We start from the raw sequence: 16,905 nt of genomic DNA on the forward strand, positions 1-16,905 counted from the left end.
GGGACACTGATCACCTCATGGCACACGAGTCGACGCCGCCCCGCGGCCTCTCGCGCCCAGGCATCTGGGTGCGGGGGGCCGCCGGGGTGGCGGTCCTTTTCCTGGCGAGCGAGCTTCTCGGCAGGTCCGGGATCGTGGACCGTTCCTATCTGCCCCCCGCGTCCATCATCACCGCGCGCGCCTTCGAACTCGCCGGAGATCCGGACTTCCTGTTCAACGTCCGCGTCACCATCACCGCCTGGGCCCTCGGGCTGCTGATCGCCGTCGCGATCGCGGTCCCGCTCGGGCTGCTGTTCGGCAGCGTCCCCGCGGTCAACACCGCGGTCCGGGCGATCGTGGAGTTCCTGCGCCCGATCCCCTCGGTCGCGCTGATCCCGCTGGCCGCCCTGCTGCTCGGCTCCGGGCTCAAGATGGAGGTGCCGCTCATCGTCTACGCCTCCAGCTGGCCCATCCTGTTCAACACCATCTACGGGCTGGACGACGTCGACCCGACGGCGAAGGAGACGCTGCGCAGCTTCGGCTTCGGCCGGCTGCAGGTGCTGCTGCGCGTCTCGCTGCCGAGCGCCGCCCCGTTCATCGCGACCGGCGTGCGGCTGGCCGCCTCGATCGCGCTGATCCTGGCCGTCGGCACCGAGATCCTGTCCGGCTTCGGCGACGGGCTCGGCATGTTCATCGCGCAGGCCGGCAACGTGCCCGACGGCAACATCGACGTCCTCGCCGGTACGGTGTGGGCCGGGTGCCTCGGCCTGATCATCGACACGGTGCTCGGACAGGGCGAGAACCGCCTGTTCCGCTGGCACCGGGCCCAAGGAAGTGGTGTCTGGTGACGGCGGCGACCTTGACCGCGGGCTCCGCCCGGCGGCGCGCCGGCCTGGCCGGCCGGCTGGCCGGGGGCGCGCTGCACCGGCTGCTCCCGCTGGCGCTCCTCATCGCCGGCTGGGAGGCGGCGACGCGGATCTCGCAGAGCCCGTTCTTCCCCCCGCCCTCGGAGATCGTCCAGCGGATGCGGGACATGTGGCTGTCCGGCCCGGCCGACCACCTGTACTTCAGCGCGAAGGCGGGCGACTCCATCGTGCCCAGCCTCAGCCGGATGTTCCTGGCGCTGGCGCTGTCGGTCGTGGTCGGCGTGGTCGTCGGCATGGCGCTCGGCCGCTCGCAGAAGGCGCTGGCCTACCTGCAGCCGCTGCTCCAGTTCGCCCGGGTGATCCCGCCGCCCACCCTGGTGCCGGTGTTCATCGTCCTGTTCGAGCTCGGCACCCAGATGCAGGTGGCCTCGATCATCTTCAGCGCCATCTGGCCCGTCCTGCTGAACACCGCGGACGGGGCGCGCAGCGTCGACCGGATGCAGATGGAGACGGCCGAGTCGTTCCGGTTCTCCGCGTTCGACCGGATGCGGTTCGTCATCTTCCCGTCCGCGCTGCCGAAGATCTTCGCGGGGGTGCGGCTGGCGCTGTCCCTGTCGCTCATCCTGATGGTCTTCTCCGAGCTGCTCCCCGGCACCTCCGACGGCCTCGGCTTCGAGCTGACCAACGCGCAGAGCCAGTCCGACCTGCCGACCATCTGGGCGGTCATCGTGCTGCTCGGGATCCTCGGCTACCTGTTCAACTCGATTCTCCTCGCCGTGGAGCGCCGGGTCCTCGCCCGCCACCGCGGTGCACGAAAGGCGGATGCATGACCTCCGAGCTCACCGTCCGGGAAGCCTTCTTCGACTTCTGCCGGAGCGTGGGGATGACCACCCTCTTCGGCAACCCGGGCTCGACCGAGCTGCGGATGTTCCGCGACTTCCCCGCGGACTTCGAGTACGTCCTGGCACTGCAGGAGACGGTCGCGGTCGCGGCGGCCGCGGGCCACTCGCTCGGCACCGGCAACGCGACCCTGGTCAGCCTGCACTCCGCCGGCGGCGTCGGGCACTCCCTCGGCGCGGTCTTCAACGCCTACCGCGACCGGGTGCCGGTCGTCGTGATCGCGGGCCAGCAGTCCCGCGCCATGCTGCCGCACCACCCGTTCCTCGGCGCCGACGAGCCGGCGCAGTTCCCCCGCCCGTACGTCAAGTGGAGCCGGCAGCCAGAGCGCGCCGAGGACGTGCCCGCCGCGCTCGCCGAGGCGTACCGGGTGGCGATGACGCCGCCGCGCGGGCCGGTCTTCCTGTCCGTTCCCGAGGACGACTGGGACCGGCCGGCCGAGCCCGTCCCGCACCGCGAGCTGCGGACAGCGTTCGCCGCGTCCCCGGCCGTGCTCCGGGAGGTGGCCGACGCGCTCAACGAGGCCGCGAACCCGGTCGTCATCGTGGGCGCGGGCGTGGACGACGAGGGGGCGCTGCCCGGCGTGGTCAGCCTGGCCGAGCGGATCGGCGCGCCGGTGTGGATCAGCCCGCTGTCGGGGCGCTCCGGCTTCCCCGAGGACCACGCGCTGTTCCGCGGGTTCCTGCCGCCCGTCCGGGAGCAGCTCTGGCGGCGGCTGGAGGGCCACGACGTCATCCTCGCCCTGGGCACGCCGATCTTCACCTACCACGTGCACTCCGAGGGCCGCTTCATCCCGGACGGCTCGCGGCTGTTCCACCTGGACTGCGACCCCGCGCAGGCCGCGTGGGCGCCGGTCGGCACCAGCGTCCTCACCACGATCGACGCCGGCGTGTCCGGGCTGCTCGACCTCGTGGAGAAGGCCGACCGCCCGCTCCCCGAGCCGCGGGCCGCGCTCGCCAAGCCGCAGGCCGCCGACCCGATCGACCCGGCCTTCGTCGTCGAGACGCTGAAGGAGCGGCTGCCGGAGGACGCCGTCATCGTGGAGGAGGTCCCGAGCTACCGGGAGATGCTCCACGCTCGGCTGCCGATCACGCGGTCCGGGGGGTTCCTGACCACCGGGAGCGGGGCGCTCGGCTGGGGGCTGCCGGTCGCGGTCGGGCGGGCGCTCACCGGATCGGGCGAGCGCGTCGTCTGCGTCATCGGCGACGGCTCGATCATGTACTCGGTGCAGGGCCTGTGGACCGCCGCGCAGCACCGGGTCCCGATGACCGTGATCGTCCTGAACAACCAGGGCTACGGGGCGGTCAAGGCCCTCGGCCGCCGGATCGACCTGGAGACCGTTCCGGGCACCGACCTTCCGGGCATCGACTTCGTGGCGGTCGCCGGAGGGCTCGGCTGCCCCGGCCGGACCGTCACGACGGCCGCGGAGCTGGACGCCGCGATGGCCGAGGGCCTCGGCCACGACGGGCCGTTCATCATCGACGTCCGCGTCACTCCGGACGACGCCGCCGCCTACCAGCCGGAGGCGGACTGACCGCACCGACCGGACGCGGGGAGAGGCGAGGGCCGTTTCTGGCGGCGAAAGCGGCCGCCCTCGAAACGGTGAGGAAATATCACAATTTGTTCACACCTCTTCACGTAAGTGAGCACTGAGCTCCCGCCTCTCCCGGAGCGTGGCCTTCGTGCGCTACGCTCCCCGCGCGTTCAGGGTTGACCCCCAGCGATTTCCCCCGTCCATGGAGCGTCGCTCATGTTTGCTTCCCACTCCCGAGCCGCCTTCGCCGGCGTGCTCGCGCTCACGGTTGCGCTCTCCACGGCCTGCGGCGGTTCCGACGAGAAGACGTCGGCCAACGGCCTGGAAGAATCGCAGATCACGCTCGGCACCATGACGGTCGCCGACACCGCACCCGTCCAGATCGCATTGTCCAAGGGGCTGTTCAAAGCCGAGGGCCTGACCGTGAGAACTCAGGTCATCCAGGGCGGTGCCGCCGGAATCCCGCTGCTCAAGAGCGGCCGGCTCGATTTCAGCTTCGGCAATTACGTCTCGCTGCTCACCGCCGGGACCAAGGACCCCGGCTTCAAGCCGAAGATCGTCGCGGAGGGATTCCGGGCCGCGTCCAAGACGCACACCCTGATGGTGCGGGGCGACTCCCCGTACCGGACGATCAAGGACCTGGCGGGCAAGAAGATCGCCGTCAACACCAAGCGCAACGTCAGCACGATGCTGGTCCGCGCCGCCGCCCAGCCGCAGGGCGTCACCTTCGACGAGGACAAGAACTTCGTGGAGGTCGCCCCGCCCGCCATGGAGCAGGCGCTGAAGTCCAAGAGCGTCGACGCCGTCCAGGCGATCGAGCCGTTCGGCACCCAGATGGGCACGTCGATGGGCGCCCGCATGGTCGCCGACCTGTCCACCGGCCAGGCGGCCGACCTGCCGATCGCCGGCTACGCCGTCACCGAGAAGTTCGCCGAGGAGAACCCGAAGACGGTCGCCGCGTTCCAGCGCGCGCTCCAGAAGGCGCAGGGGATGGCCGCCGCCGACCAGAAGGCCGTCCAGACCATCCTGCCCAGCTACGCCAAGGGGATCGACGCGAAGGTCGCGGGCTCGATGAGCTACGGGACGTACCCGACCTCGATCGACGCCGCCAAGCTGCAGCGCGTCGCCGACCTCATGAAGGAGTTCGGCTACGTGGACAAGGCGATCGACGTCAAGACGTTCCTCGCGTCGACTTCATGAGCCCTCGCCGCATCGGTCTCGGCGCCGCCGGGGTGATCGGCGTGGCCGCCGTCATCGAGGTCCTGAGCCGCACGGGCCTCGTCGACGAGACCGCGCTCCCCCCGGCGTCGACGATCCTGCGGGAGGCCGGGAGGCTGGCCGCCGACCAGGAGTTCCTCGTCGACGTCGGGGCCACCCTGCGGGCCTGGTTCGGCGGGCTCGCGCTCGCGGTGCTCGTGGCGGTCCCGCTCGGCGTCCTGCTCGGCTCGGTGCCGCTGCTCGGGACCGCCGCGCGCGCCCTCGTCGAGCTGCTGCGCCCCATCCCGTCGGTCGCGCTCATCCCGCTCGCCATCATCCTGTTCGCGGACCCGACGCGGATGAAGATGTCGCTGATCTTCTACGCGTGCCTGTGGCCGATCCTCATCAACACCCTCTACGCGCTCCGCGACGTCGACCCGCTGGCCAAGGACAGCCTGCGCGCCTTCGGGTTCGGGACGCTGTCGGTGCTGTGGCGCGTCTCGCTGCCGAGCGCCGCGCCGTTCATCGCCACCGGCGTCCGGATCGCCGCCTCCGTCGCGCTCATCGTCGTGATCAGCACGGAGCTGTTCGCCGGCGGCGTCGACGGGGTCGGGATCTATCTCAGCGACACCCAGTCCGGCGGCGGGCGCCCCGACCTGCTGCTGGCCGGAGCGTGCTGGGCCGGCGTCCTCGGCCTGCTGGCCAACATGGGCCTGCTCGGGCTGGAGCGGATCGCGTTCCGCTGGCACGGCGCCCAGGTGGAGGGGGCCTCATGAGGGGCCTCAGAGCGACCCGCGCGATCGCCGAGCGCGGCTGGCTCGTGGCGCTCGCCGCCGTCCTGTGGGAGCTGCTCACCCGGGCGCTGGACGAGACCTACTTCCCGCCGCCCACGACGATCCTCAAGGCCCTGCACGAGCTGTGGTTCTCCGGCCCCGCGTCCCAGCTGTTCCTCTCGGACAAGGCGGTGGACGACTTCTCCACGAGCCTGACCCACCTGTTCATCGGGTGGGCCGCGGCGGGCGCCGCCGGCATCGCGATCGGCGCGGCGATCGGCCGGTCCCGGGTGCTGGACGATTTGTTCAGCCCGGTGCTGGAGTTCCTGCGGGCGGTGCCGCCGCCGACGCTGCTGCCGTTCTTCATCATGGTCTTCCAGCTCGGCGCGACCATGCAGGTCGTCACGATCGCGTTCGGCGTGGTGTGGCCGGTCCTGCTGAACACCGCCGACGGCGTCCGCACGGTGGAGCCGCTCCAGCTCGACACGGCGCGCGTGTTCGGCATCGGCCCGGCGCGCCGGCTGCTGACGATCGTGCTCCCGGCGGCGGCGCCCAAGATCTTCGCGGGGCTGCGGGTGGCGCTGTCGTTCGCGCTGATCCTGATGGTGCTGTCGGAGCTGTTCGGCAGCACCGCGGGCATCGGCTCCGAGCTGATCGGCGCGCAGCGCTCCTTCGAGCTGCCGCGGATGTGGGCGGGGATCGTGATGCTCGGGATCCTCGGATTCCTGTTCAACGCCGCGTTCCTGCTCTTGGAGCGGCGGCTGCTCGCCTGGCACGCCGGCGCGCGGAGGCTCGCCGGTTGACCGAAACCCCCCTTACCAACGATTTTGTACGCACACACACAGATAAGGCGGCCGACATGCTTCAGATATCCGGCCTCACGCATTCCTACGCGGACGGCCACCTGGCCCTCGACGGCCTCGACCTCACCGTCCCGGACGGTCAGCTGGTCAGCATCGTGGGGCCGTCCGGCTGCGGCAAGTCCACGCTGCTGCGCTGCATCGCCGGGCTGATCACCCCCACCGGCGGGAAGCTCTCCCTCGACGGGACGGCGATCAACGGCGTGCCGGACGACCTCGCGGTGGTCTTCCAGGACTACAGCCGCTCGCTGTTCCCCTGGCTGACCGTCCGCGACAACGTGGCGCTGCCGCTGCGCCGGCGCGGCAAGTCCCGCCAGGAGCGGCGCGCCGCGGCGCAGGAGGCGCTGGAGTCCGTGGGCCTGCCGGACGCGGGCCGCAAGTACCCGTGGCAGCTGTCGGGCGGCATGCAGCAGCGCGTGTCGATCGCGCGGGCGCTGGCGTACCGGCCCTCGCTGATGCTGATGGACGAGCCGTTCGGGTCCGTCGACGCGCAGACCCGGGAGGACCTGGAGGACCTCGTCCTGCAGGTGCACCGGACCCAGAAGATTACGATCCTGCTGGTCACCCACGACATCGACGAGAGCGTCTACGTCGGTGACCGGGTGGTCGTGCTGAACCGCTCGCCCGCCCGGGTGCACGCCGACCTGCCGGTCGGGCTGCCGGCCACTCGCGACCAGATCGAGACCCGGGGGCTGCCGGAGTTCGTCCAGCTCAGGGCCGAGGTGGGGCGGCTCGTCCGGGGCGGCGCCACGGTGGCGGGCGCGGCGCCCGCCGCGTCGGGATCCTCGCGCGACAAGTAGAGCAGCGGACAGAGACCGAGGCGGACGGGGCACCACGCCCGTCCGCCCCGGCCATCTTCCAGCCGCGCTGGGCCTAGCCGGTGACGACCGCTTCCAGCCGGGTGGTCATCGCCCGCGTGGCCCGGTCGAACAGGGACGGGTCGTCGTACAGGAGCGCGTGCGCGGCGCCCGTGCGGCAGGCCGCCTCCAGCTCGAAGGCGAGCTGCGGGACGTCGGTGGACGCGTCGATCTCCCCGAGGTCCCGCGCCTCGCGCAGGCAGCGCTCCAGGAAGGCGCCCCAGTCGCGCTGGGACGCGGCGATCGCGTCACGGACGCGGCCGGGACGGGCGTCGAACTCGGCCATCGTGGAGTGGAAGAAGCAGCCGCCGGGGAAGACGGGCTCGCGCTGGTAGCGCTGCCAGGCGTCCAGCAGCGCGCGGACGCGCCCGAGCCCCGCCGGGGCGGCGAGGGCGGGTTCGACCACGTGCTCGCGGAACACCTCGACCGCCTTGCCGACGGTGGCGAGCTGCAGCTCCTCCTTGGAGCCGAAGTGCGTGAACACGCCGCTCTTGCTGATCCCCAGCTCGGTGGCGAGCCGGCCGATCGAGAGCCCCTCCAGGCCCTCCGCAGAGGCGATGTCGGCGGCCCGGCAGAGGATCACCCTGCGCGTCTGCGCTCCCTTGAGGAGACGTCCGTCAGTGCTCACGGGTCTTAATCTGCACGACCGTTCGTTCTAAGTCAATCCTCCCCTCCCCTTGACGCGGGGCCTCCGGATAGAAGATTGTACGACCGTTCGTTTATTTTTCTGGAGGCCCAGACCCATGACCGCCGAGACCACCGCGGCGCCGCCCCGCGCGGCCGGAGCACGGCGGGACGTGCCCTGGCTGGCGGCCGGGGCGACGTTCCTGGCCATGCTCGACGCCACCGTCGCCAACCTGGCCGTCGCCGACCTGCACGCCGACTTCCCGGGCACCTCGCTGTCCGGGCTCACCTGGGTGATCACGCTGTACGCGGTGCTGTTCGCGGCCCTGCTCGCCCCCGCCGGCCGGCTCGCCGACCTCGTCGGGCGGCGCTCGCTCTACCTGTGGGGCACCGGGCTGTTCACGCTGGCCTCGCTGGCCTGCGCGGTCGCGCCGAACGTGCCGGTCCTGCTGGTGACGCGCGGCGTGCAGGGCGCCGCCGCGGCCGCGCTGATCCCCGCGTCCCTCGCGCTACTGCTGAAGGACACGCCGCCCGAGAGGCGCGCCCGCAGCATCGGGCTGTGGAGCGCGGCGGGCGCGTTCGCCGCCGCGATCGGCCCCGGCCTGGGCGGGGTGCTGGTGGACCAGCTGGGCTGGCGGTCGCTGTTCGTCATCAACCTGCCGTTCGGCCTGGCGATGCTGCTCGGCGGGCTGCGCCTGCCGCGCGCCGAGGGCGCCGCGGGGCGGCTGCCCGACCTCGCCGGGACCGTCCTGCTCGGCGCCGGCGTCGGCGGCGTCGCGCTGGGCGTGACCCGGTCCCAGGACTGGGCGTGGACGGACGCCCGGACACTGGCGCTCCTGCTCGGCGGCATCGTCCTGGTCGCCCTGGCGCTGTGGCGGTCGGTGCGGCATCCGGTGCCCGCGCTGGAGATCTCGCTCTGGCGCGACCGGCAGTTCGCCGTCGCCAACGCCGCGTCGTTCCTCTACGGGACGGCCCTGTACGCGTGGCTGCTGCTCGGCGTGCTCTACCTGACCGGGGAGTGGCACTACTCGATCCTCAAGGCGGGCCTCGCCTCGACGCCCGGGGCGTTCACCGCCACCGCGGCGGCGATCGTGATGGGCCGCCTCACCGCCCGCACCGGCGTCCGTCCCGCGGTGGCGGGCGGCGCGCTGATCATGATCGTGTCGGGGGTGTGGGCGGTCGTCTCGCTGCCCGCGGAGCCGCACTTCCTCACGTTCTGGCTGCCGGTGGGCCTGCTGGTCGGGACGGGGATGGGGATGGTGACCACGGGCACCGCCTCGGCCGCCGCGCTGTCGGCCGGCCCGCTGCGGTTCGCCGGCGCGACCGGGCTCAACACGACGGCCCGCCAGCTCGGCGGCGCCCTCGGCATCGCCGTCCTCGCCGCGCTCCTGCCGGGCCGCGCGGCGCACGGCGACTACACCGCCGTCTATCTGTTCTGCACGCTCGCCGCCGCGGGCACGGCCGCCGCGGGGATGCTCCTCGCCGTCCGTCCCGCGAGGTCCTGAGAGGAGAGACGATGATCGAGACGACCCTGTCGGAGTGGACGGACCCGTCCGTGCTCCCCGCCGCGGAGGCCGCGGCACTGCTCGCCGACGCGCCCTGGACGAGGATGGTGACGATCGGCGACAGCGTCGCCGAGGGGATCCGGGAGCCGGTCCCGGGGTACCGCGACCTGTCGTGGACCGACCGCGTCGAAGAGGCGCTCGGCGCGGTGGCGCCCGGGTTCACGGCGCTGAACCTCGGCCGCCGCGACCTCGTCGCCGCCGAGGTGGCGGCCGGGCAGCTCCGGCCGGCGCTGGAGTTCGGCCCCGACCTGGCGTTCGTGGTGGCCGGCGGCAACGACATGCTCCGCCCGCGCTTCGACGCCGCCGGGGTGCGGCGGGAGCTGTCCTCGATGGTCGCGGCGTTCCGCGCGGCCGGGGCCGACGTGGTCACGATCGGCCTGCTGGACATCACGGCCGCCGGCCTCGGCATGTCCCGTTACCGGGAGGTGATGTCGGCGCGGACGAAGCGGCTGGCCGCCCTGACCGCCGAGGTCGCCGCGGAGCACGGCGCCTGCCACGTCGACAACCCGCACGGGCATCCCGTCGCGGCCGACCCGGGCATCTACAGCGGCGACCAGCTGCATCTCAACGCCCGCGGGCACGCGTTCGCCGCCGCCAACACGATCCGCGCCCTGGCGGCTCACTTGGCGTCGCCGTAGCGGTCCACCACGGCGATGTCCATGGGGAACACGACCGGGGTGTCGCCGAACAGGAGGCGGCGGGCCTCGTCCGCCGAGGCGCGCACCGCGGCGGTGACGTCGGCGGCCAGCTCGACGGGGGTGTGCACGATGACCTCGTCGTGCTGGAAGAACACCAGCCGGGGGCGGCCGAGCGCGGTGAGGCGGCGGCGCAGCGAGCCGAGCAGGGCCAGCGCCCAGTCGGCGGCCGTCGCCTGCACGACGAAGTTGCGGGTGAAGCGGCCCCGGCCGCGCAGCGCCTGCGCCGCCTGCCCCTGGCGGGGGCCGGCCGCGTCGTCGTCGCCCGCCGCGGTCAGCTCGCGCCATCCGGCGGACGGCGGCGGGCACGTGCGGCCGAGCCGGGACCGGACGAGCCGACCCCGCTCCCCCGCCCGCGCGGCGGCCTCCACGTACTCGAAGGCGTCGGGGAACCTGTTCTTCAGGACGGCGAGGAGCTGCACCGCCTCCCCCGTCCCGCCCCCGTACATGGCGGACAGCAGGGCGAGCTTGGCCTTGGCGCGGGCGCTCAGGCCGCCGTCGCCGTCGTCGTGGAAGGCGTCGGAGAGCGCCGCGTAGAGGTCGCCGTGCGCGGCGGCGTCGGCGAAGGCCCGGTCGCCGGCCAGCGCCGCCAGCACCCGCGGTTCGAGCTGCGCGGCGTCCGCCACGACCAGCGACCAGCCGGGATCGGCGACCACGGCCCTGCGCAGGACGCGCGGGATCTGCAGGGCGCCGCCGCCGCTCGTCGCCCAGCGCCCGGACACCACGCCGCCGACCACGTACTCGGGCCGGAACCGGCCACCGCTCACCCACGTGTCGAGCCACGCCCACCCGTGCGCGGTGTGCAGGCGGGAGAGCTCCTTGTACTCCAGCAGCAGCGGGACGGCCGGATGGTCGAGCCGCTTGAGGACGTGCGCGCGGGTGGACGGGATCGGCAGGCCCGCCGACGCGAACGCCTTGAGGATCTGCGCCGGGGAGTCGGGGTTGACGTGCGCCCGAGGGCCGAACGCGGCGTTGATCCTGTCGGCGAGGTCCTGCAGCCTGCGGGGGCGCAGGCCGCCCGAGGGGCGCGGCCCGAGCAGTTCGGTGAGCAGCGCGTCGTGCTCCTCGGCCGACCAGGGCAGCCCATCGCGCGCCATCTCCGCCGCGACCAGCGACCCGGCCGACTCCGCCGCCGCGAGCAGCGCGAACCCGCCGAGCCCGGCGATGGCGCGCTGCTGCTCGGCGTGCACCGCGACGATCTGCTCCAGGTCGTCGGCGGGCTCGTCGCGTGCGGCGTCGTCGAACAGCGACGCCTGCGCGGGCTCCTCGCGCGGCGGGCGGTCGGCCGGCACCGGCTCGCCGCGCAGCCGCGCCCAGGCCGCCCGGACGGAGCGCGGCTCCCCGTACCGCCCGGCGTGCCCGAGCAGCAGGCTCTCGACCAGTTCGAGGTCGTGGCAGCGCCCCACCCGCACCCCGGCGTCCAGCAGCCGCGGGTAGAGCCGCGCCGTGGCCCCCCACACCCACCGCGGCGCCTCCCCCCGCTCCCGCTCCGCGATCGCGGCGACCAGATCCGGGACGCGCTGAACAGCACCGGCGGGCGCCCCGTCCTCACTGAGTGCCCGCAGCGCGCCACCGCCCCCGGGCCCAGCGGCCACCGCCATCCTCACGAACCCATTGTCCTCCCGACCACCGACAGAACCGGGCACGCAGAAGGCCCCTCCGGGGGTAACCGAAGGGGCCTTCCACGAACCGGTTCAGCAGGCCAGGGCCGCGGCCCGCTGCTCAGAGCGTCTGAACCTCGACCACCGACGACCTCAGCCGCTGCGATCGCGTCCGAAGGCAGGTTCAAGCGAAGCGAGAACCTGATCGCGCAGCGAGCCGCAAGGCGAGCCGGAGCGATGCCAGCGATCGCGCGCGTTTCTCGACGATGGAGGCCCGCCAGGGCCGAAGGAGGAGAGGAACGCAAACAAACTACGCGACCAGGGAGACCTGCTGGCCCGCGGGGGTGTCGCCGTAGCGGTCGGTGACCTTGTTGAGCTGGAGCTGGTAGTACAGGACGCCGAAGCCGAGGATGCCGAGCAGGAAGCCCATGCCGCCGCTGCAGCTGGGCTGGAGGCCGGCGGCGCGCTGGGCCTGGGCGATGCGCCCGGCGAGCTTGACCCACATGATCAGGGGCCAGATGCCGAGGGTGATGCTGCCGAACAGCAGGGACAGCAGCGCGTTGACGGCGGCGTTGTCGATGCGGCGGTCGTACTCGTGCAGCTCGTTGTGGACCTTGAAGAACCAGACGAGGCCGTAGATGCCGAAGGTGATGATCGGCAGGCCGAGCCAGGCGCCGATCGGGTTGCGGCGCTTCATGTTCTGGCCGGCGCCGCGGGCGGTGGGCGCCTGCTGCTGCGCGGGGGCGGGCGCGTAGCCGCCCTGGTAGGCCTGCTGTTGCTGCTGAGGGTGCTGCTGGCCCTGACCCTGCTGGGGGTAACTCATTGAGAAGCTCCTGAAGGACGCGGTCGTTTTCCGGCCGACCGTCCGTTACCGTTCACCCGTGTGGTGAGCCACGACTGTAACGGTATTCGAGCACGTCGCGAGCCAAGATCACCGACTTTCCCGGCATTCCTGGCCGATCCTCCAAACCACCCGCTATCGCAGCGCGATCGTCACCTCGTCCTCGCACGGCGGCGCCGTCTCCTGGTCGCCGCAACCGGTCGCCGCGTAGCAGCGGATGCGGAGATGCGACTCGGTGACGTCCAGGCGCAGGAAGCTCTTGAAGAAGGGCGGCGCGTCCCAGTCGGCCAGTTCCGAGCGGAACCGCTGCGGCAGCTTGTGCACGGGCAGCCGCAGGAACCGGGGACGGCGGCGGCCGTCGCGCGGAACGCCGAGCACGGCCGCGACGAAGCGCGCGCGGCGGGACGGGTCGGGCCCCTTGTACCCGCGGCCGGGCCGGATGCCGAGCCGGTGCCGGACGGCGGCCGTGGCCTCCTCGGGGGTGAGATCGAAGAGCTTCGGGAGCCGCAGCCACCGGCCGTACAGCTTGCTGTAGCGCGAGAGGGAGTCGCCGCGCAGCGGGTAGCAGCGGAACTCGTTCTCCTCCACCACGCGCGTGCGCGGGATCGTGTGGGTCGCGTGCATGAAGGCGCCGCCGCCGCCCGCGACGATGTACTGGATCGTCCGGCCGTCGGCGGTCCGCACCGGGTAGCGCTGGTAGTTGTGGATGTCCCCGCCGATCGCGGCCACGTAGTTGTGCGCCGGGTCCCGGACGATCTCGTCGACCGTCCCGCCGCCCTCGATCCGCCCCGGACGGCGTTCGTCGTCCACGTACAGCGGTTTTCCGGTCACGAGCAGCTTGGGTTTCGGCCCACCGGACACCTCCCGCAGCCAGCGGGCCTGCTCGCGGTCCAGGGCGCCGGTGATCCCGGTGTCGATGCCGACGACGCGCAGCGAGGGCGTGTCGATCGCCCAGTACGGTCCCGGCTGGACGCCCTGCTGGCCCGCCGCGCCCCGGTACGTCCGGCGGGCCTCGGCCAGCGCGTCGGGGTCGACCGCCCCGGAGTGCCGCCACAGCAGGCGCGGGATGAACGAGAGGGGACCGCGCCAGGGCGGGGGCGAGCAGTCCGCGTCCAGGTCGCAGAAGACGTGCAGGAAGCCGCGCAGGCCGTCGTACCAGTCGTGGTTGCCGGGCACGGCGAAGATGGGGGCCGGGTAGTCCTTGTAGGGGCGGAAGAGCTTCTCCGGGTACTCCCCCGCGTCCCCGGCGGGGTAGATCACATCACTGGCGATGATCATGAAGTCGGTGCCGGCGGCGGCGTGCAGCAGCGGCGGCACCACCGCGTACTGCGACCGGTCGCCCTCGCCGGTGTCGCCGAGCAGCGCGAACGAGAACTCCGGCGCCGAGCGGTGGACGGTGAAGGCGGCCGGCGTGCCCCGCTCGCGCAGCGCGGCCACGCAGCGGCGGCGGATCGTGTTCGACGGGTCGCCGAACAGGCGCGCGACCACGTCGTTGCGGGACCGCCACAGCACCGACGGCCGGCGCCAGGAGAAGTCGGGGACGCGCTCGGGCAGCAGGTCGTTGAAGGTGCCGGGCTTCTGGCAGACCCATCCGGCGCCCGCCTCCGAGGTCCGCGAGTTGTCGGGTTCGGGGGAAACCTCGGCACACACAGAACGCCTCCGGCCAGGGGGTGAGGGGATGCGCACAGCCTGTACGGAGGCGCCCGCGACGTCAAGCGAACACGGCGGCGGGCGGAAAGCGGGCGGAAGGCCGGCGGACAGGACGATCGGGCCGCGCGGCGCACGGCCCGATACCGGGTGATGGAGCGGGATTCAGCTACACGTGGTGGCCACCGGCGCCACCCCCAGAGACGCCGGCGCCACCACGATCCGGGCGCCCGCGGTCATCATGAGTCCCCCCAGAACGGCGAGCTCGTGGTCGCCTTCCCATGATGACTCCACAGACGGCCCCTTGGTCCCGAAAGCGGGACGTAAACGACGCTATCCGGGTGGCCGTAATGGGGGCGTAAACCGGCCCAAACGCGGGACCAAAACCTCGGCGGGATCCGGGGATCAGGGGGCCAGGACCCGCAGGGCCCCCGGGAGGACCCGCGCCGTGACCGGCAGCACGCCCGGCAGCTCCCCGTCCGCGCCGTACGGGAGCGTCCGGCCGGCGGGGCCGGCCAGCTCGATCCGGACCTCCCGGCCGCGCATGACCTCCACCTCGGGCCGCCGGACGTGCGCGCCGCTCTCCAGCTCGCGCATGACGGAGAAGAACAAGGTCTTCGGCGCCTTCCGGATGAGCACCACGTCGAGCAGCCCGTCGTCGACGCGGGCGTCGGGGGCGATGTGCCGGCCGAAGCCGTAGTAGCCGGAGTTGGCGGCGACGACGGTGTAGCCCTCGCGGCGGTGCTCCTCGCCGTCCACGGTGATCAGGTAGTCGGCGTGCCGCCACGAGACGATCGCGCGCAGCGCCCCCACGTAGTAGGCGGCGGACCCGCGCAGCAGACGCGTCCGGTTGGCGTTGTCGTTGGCCACGGCGTCCACGCCCGCGTAGACGCTGCCGAGGACGGCCGTCCCGTTGGCGTCGATGGCGTCCACGGCCCGCGGCTCGCCCTCCAGCAGCAGCCGCGCGAGCTCGTCCGGGCCGGACGGGACGCCGAGCTGACGGGCGAAGTCGTTGCCCCGGCCGGCGGGCACGATGCCGAACAGTGCGTCCGCGCCCGCGTCCATCTCGGCCAGGGCCCCGCCGACGCAGCCGACCATGCCGTCCCCGCCGACGCCGAGGACCACCCGCCCGGCCTCCGCCGCGGCCCGCGCGGCGGACGCGGCGTGCTCCATGCCGCGGCTGTACTCGACGTCGACCTCGGCGCCCGCGTCGCGCAGCAGCCGGCCCAGCGGGATCACGCGGGAGGCGGCCGCGGAGCCGCCCGCCGCCGGGTTGACGATCGCCGTGAAGGCGCGCATGGCGGCTACTCCTCCGGGGCCGGCGGGACGAGGACGCCCGGGTTGAGGATCCCGGCCGGATCGACCCGGTCCTTGACGGCGCGGAGCACCGCGGCGCCCAGCGGCCCGATCTCCCGGGCGTACCAGTCGCGGTGGTCGGTGCCCACCCCGTGGTGGTGGCTGATCGTCCCGCCCGCCCCGGCGATCGCGTCGTTGGCCGCGCGCTTGGCCCGGTCCCAGTGCTCGACGGGATCCTTGCCCTGCGCGGACACGACGGTGAAGTAGAGGGACGCCCCGGACGGGTACACGTGCGAGATATGGCACATCACGAGCGGTGGCGTACCCGCCCCGGACAGCGTCCCGATCAGGGCGTTGCGGACCGCCTCGTACAGCGCGGGGACGCCCGACCAGAACGCCGCGGTCTCCAGCGTCTCGACGAACGCGCCCACGTCGAGGAGGGAGTCGCGCAGGTAGGGGGCGTCGAAGCGGCCGTGCCGCCACTTCTCCCACGGCCCGGTGCCGAGGGGTTCGCCGCCCGCGTCGCGGAGGGCGTCGGCGGCCGCCGACCCGCGCGCGGCGACCTGCGCCGGAGTGCCCTCGAACCCGAGCACGGCCAGGCACCCGGCGGCCGACGACCCGCCGCCGATCGCCGCCGGGTCGGCCAGCCCGACCATCGTCTCGGCCTCGTCGGACAGCCGGAGCACGGCGGGCACCGGGCCGTCCTGCGCGAGCCGCCGGAGCGCGGCGGCGCCCTCGGCGAACGAGGCGAACCGCCAGCCCTCGTACTCCCGGGCCTCCGGGACCGGATGGACCCTGACCCGCACGGAGGTGATCACTCCGAGGGCGCCCTCGGAGCCGAGGACGAGCTGCCGCAGATCCGGCCCGGCGGCCGACCTGGGCGCCCGGCCGAGGTCCAGGGACCCCTCGGGGGTGGCGACGGTGAGGCCGGCCACCATGTCGTCGAACCGGCCGTATCCGGCGGACGCCTGCCCGCTCGACCGGGCCGCCGCGAAGCCGCCGACCGTCGCCCACTCGTACGACTGCGGGAAGTGGCCGAGGGTGTAGCCGCGCTCGTTGAGCAGCGCCTCCGCGGCCGGGCCGCGCAGCCCCGGCTGGAGCACGGCCGTGCGCGAGACCTCGTCGAGCGAGACCAGCCGGTCCATGCGCCGCAGGTCGAGGGCGATGAAGGCGCGCGCGCCGCGTCCGGTGAGCCGGGGCGCGAGGCCGCCGACGACCGAGGTGCCGCCGCCGAAGGGGACGACCGCGACACGGCGCTCGGCGCACGCCTTCAGCACGGCGAGGACCTCCTCGTGGGAGCCCGGCAGCACGATCGCGTCCGGGGTGTCGGAGGTGTCCCCGGCGCGGATGCGCAGCAGGTCGGGCGTCGACTTGCCGCGCGTGTGCCGGACGCGCGTCTCGGCGTCGGCCCGGACGCCGCCGTCCCCGACGATGCCGGCGAGCGCGGTCAGGTCGTCCCCGGACAGCCGGGGCTCGGCGACCGCGACGTCCGCCAGCGCGACCGGCGGCGCCTCGGCGGGCCGCACGCCGAGCAGGTCGCGCAGCAGCCCGACCATCGGCTCGGGCAGCGGCGCCGCCCTGGAGGGGTCGCCCCAGCCGCTCCACAGCATGTCCCGCGCCTGCACCCTGTCTCCGGTCACCGGGCCTCCCGTCCGTGTGCTTACACTGTGACA

15 protein-coding genes are annotated in these 16,905 nt (G+C 73.4%); 9 read left to right on the plus strand and 6 right to left on the minus strand.

All coding sequences use genetic code 11. The features are described 5' to 3' along the window. The first annotated feature begins 17 nt into the window (after window positions 1-17). The 7 genes from K8Z49_RS12340 (at window position 18) to K8Z49_RS12370 (ending at window position 6,906) form a co-directional block, all read left to right on the plus strand. Window positions 18-827 (plus strand): ABC transporter permease, encoded by an 810-nt coding sequence (locus tag K8Z49_RS12340; RefSeq protein ID WP_412518830.1) that lies wholly within the window; start codon window positions 18-20, stop codon window positions 825-827. Beyond that, the gene (locus K8Z49_RS12345) at window positions 824-1,675 is read left to right on the plus strand and encodes an ABC transporter permease (protein ID WP_021597310.1); all 852 of its coding nucleotides are present in this window, start codon (window positions 824-826) and stop codon (window positions 1,673-1,675) included. Before K8Z49_RS12340 ends, K8Z49_RS12345 begins: the two co-directional genes overlap by 4 nt. Next, on the plus strand, window positions 1,672-3,276 hold the full coding sequence (gene mdlC / locus K8Z49_RS12350) for a benzoylformate decarboxylase (RefSeq protein WP_021597309.1): 1,605 nt from the start codon (window positions 1,672-1,674) through the stop codon (window positions 3,274-3,276). Before K8Z49_RS12345 ends, mdlC begins: the two co-directional genes overlap by 4 nt. A gap of 216 nt (window positions 3,277-3,492) precedes the next feature. Further along, the gene (locus tag K8Z49_RS12355) at window positions 3,493-4,476 is read left to right on the plus strand and encodes an ABC transporter substrate-binding protein (protein WP_021597308.1); all 984 of its coding nucleotides are present in this window, start codon (window positions 3,493-3,495) and stop codon (window positions 4,474-4,476) included. Then, a complete protein-coding gene (locus K8Z49_RS12360) occupies window positions 4,473-5,249 on the plus strand; it encodes an ABC transporter permease (protein WP_075020356.1) in 777 nt (258 codons plus the stop codon). The genes K8Z49_RS12355 and K8Z49_RS12360 overlap by 4 nt, the downstream gene beginning before the upstream one ends. Then, window positions 5,246-6,049 carry an ABC transporter permease gene (locus tag K8Z49_RS12365; protein WP_021597306.1) on the plus strand — a complete coding sequence of 268 codons (804 nt, stop codon included), beginning with the start codon at window positions 5,246-5,248 and terminating at the stop codon, window positions 6,047-6,049. The genes K8Z49_RS12360 and K8Z49_RS12365 overlap by 4 nt, the downstream gene beginning before the upstream one ends. 56 nt (window positions 6,050-6,105) lie before the next feature. After that, window positions 6,106-6,906 (plus strand): ABC transporter ATP-binding protein, encoded by an 801-nt coding sequence (locus tag K8Z49_RS12370; RefSeq protein ID WP_075020355.1) that lies wholly within the window; start codon window positions 6,106-6,108, stop codon window positions 6,904-6,906. A gap of 73 nt (window positions 6,907-6,979) precedes the next feature. Here the strand turns inward: K8Z49_RS12370 and K8Z49_RS12375 are convergent, their stop codons facing one another. Beyond that, the gene (locus K8Z49_RS12375) at window positions 6,980-7,591 is read right to left on the minus strand and encodes a TetR/AcrR family transcriptional regulator (RefSeq protein ID WP_075020354.1); all 612 of its coding nucleotides are present in this window, start codon (window positions 7,589-7,591) and stop codon (window positions 6,980-6,982) included. A 115-nt stretch (window positions 7,592-7,706) separates the two neighbouring features. Between K8Z49_RS12375 and K8Z49_RS12380 the strand changes: the two genes are divergently transcribed. Both K8Z49_RS12380 and K8Z49_RS12385 read left to right on the plus strand, forming a co-directional pair. Then, entirely contained in the window at window positions 7,707-9,092 is a 1,386-nt protein-coding gene (locus K8Z49_RS12380) for an MFS transporter (RefSeq protein ID WP_021597303.1), read from the plus strand. A gap of 11 nt (window positions 9,093-9,103) precedes the next feature. Continuing rightward, a complete protein-coding gene (locus K8Z49_RS12385; protein ID WP_412518835.1) occupies window positions 9,104-9,790 on the plus strand; it encodes an SGNH/GDSL hydrolase family protein in 687 nt (228 codons plus the stop codon). Here the strand turns inward: K8Z49_RS12385 and K8Z49_RS12390 are convergent. The 5 genes from K8Z49_RS12390 to K8Z49_RS12410 form a co-directional block, all read right to left on the minus strand. Continuing rightward, complete coding sequence (locus K8Z49_RS12390) at window positions 9,772-11,448, minus strand: bifunctional 3'-5' exonuclease/DNA polymerase (protein WP_412521040.1); 1,677 nt, start codon at window positions 11,446-11,448, stop codon at window positions 9,772-9,774. The genes K8Z49_RS12385 and K8Z49_RS12390 overlap by 19 nt on opposite strands. A 310-nt stretch (window positions 11,449-11,758) precedes the next feature. Next, window positions 11,759-12,271, minus strand: a complete 513-nt coding sequence (locus tag K8Z49_RS12395) for a DUF4234 domain-containing protein (RefSeq protein ID WP_021598998.1) — start codon at window positions 12,269-12,271, stop codon at window positions 11,759-11,761. Between the two features lie 153 nt (window positions 12,272-12,424). Further along, entirely contained in the window at window positions 12,425-13,939 is a 1,515-nt protein-coding gene (locus K8Z49_RS12400) for a metallophosphoesterase family protein (protein ID WP_412518838.1), read from the minus strand. A 402-nt stretch (window positions 13,940-14,341) separates the two neighbouring features. After that, window positions 14,342-15,235, minus strand: coding sequence for a diacylglycerol/lipid kinase family protein (locus K8Z49_RS12405; RefSeq protein ID WP_021599001.1), 894 nt, complete (start codon window positions 15,233-15,235; stop codon window positions 14,342-14,344). Window positions 15,236-15,240: 5 nt separating this feature from the next. Then, window positions 15,241-16,842 (minus strand): FAD-binding oxidoreductase, encoded by a 1,602-nt coding sequence (locus tag K8Z49_RS12410; RefSeq protein ID WP_412521042.1) that lies wholly within the window; start codon window positions 16,840-16,842, stop codon window positions 15,241-15,243. Window positions 16,843-16,905 lie beyond the last annotated feature (63 nt).

The organism is Actinomadura madurae, from assembly GCF_047130825.1.
Classification (GTDB): Bacteria; Actinomycetota; Actinomycetes; order Streptosporangiales; family Streptosporangiaceae; genus Spirillospora; species Spirillospora madurae.

Bases quoted from the DNA above. Each gene is read 5' to 3' on its own strand.
- K8Z49_RS12340 (WP_412518830.1), top strand. From the start codon at position 18: ATGGCACACGAGTCGACGCCGCCCCGCGGCCTCTCGCGCCCAGGCATC.
- mdlC (WP_021597309.1), top strand. From the start codon at position 1,672: ATGACCTCCGAGCTCACCGTCCGGGAAGCCTTCTTCGACTTCTGCCGG.
- K8Z49_RS12355 (WP_021597308.1), top strand. From the start codon at position 3,493: ATGTTTGCTTCCCACTCCCGAGCCGCCTTCGCCGGCGTGCTCGCGCTC.
- K8Z49_RS12360 (WP_075020356.1), top strand. From the start codon at position 4,473: ATGAGCCCTCGCCGCATCGGTCTCGGCGCCGCCGGGGTGATCGGCGTG.
- K8Z49_RS12365 (WP_021597306.1), top strand. From the start codon at position 5,246: ATGAGGGGCCTCAGAGCGACCCGCGCGATCGCCGAGCGCGGCTGGCTC.
- K8Z49_RS12370 (WP_075020355.1), top strand. From the start codon at position 6,106: ATGCTTCAGATATCCGGCCTCACGCATTCCTACGCGGACGGCCACCTG.
- K8Z49_RS12380 (WP_021597303.1), top strand. From the start codon at position 7,707: ATGACCGCCGAGACCACCGCGGCGCCGCCCCGCGCGGCCGGAGCACGG.
- K8Z49_RS12385 (WP_412518835.1), top strand. From the start codon at position 9,104: ATGATCGAGACGACCCTGTCGGAGTGGACGGACCCGTCCGTGCTCCCC.
- K8Z49_RS12390 (WP_412521040.1), bottom strand. From the start codon at position 11,448: ATGGCGGTGGCCGCTGGGCCCGGGGGCGGTGGCGCGCTGCGGGCACTC.
- K8Z49_RS12395 (WP_021598998.1), bottom strand. From the start codon at position 12,271: ATGAGTTACCCCCAGCAGGGTCAGGGCCAGCAGCACCCTCAGCAGCAA.
- K8Z49_RS12405 (WP_021599001.1), bottom strand. From the start codon at position 15,235: ATGCGCGCCTTCACGGCGATCGTCAACCCGGCGGCGGGCGGCTCCGCG.
- K8Z49_RS12410 (WP_412521042.1), bottom strand. From the start codon at position 16,842: ATGCTGTGGAGCGGCTGGGGCGACCCCTCCAGGGCGGCGCCGCTGCCC.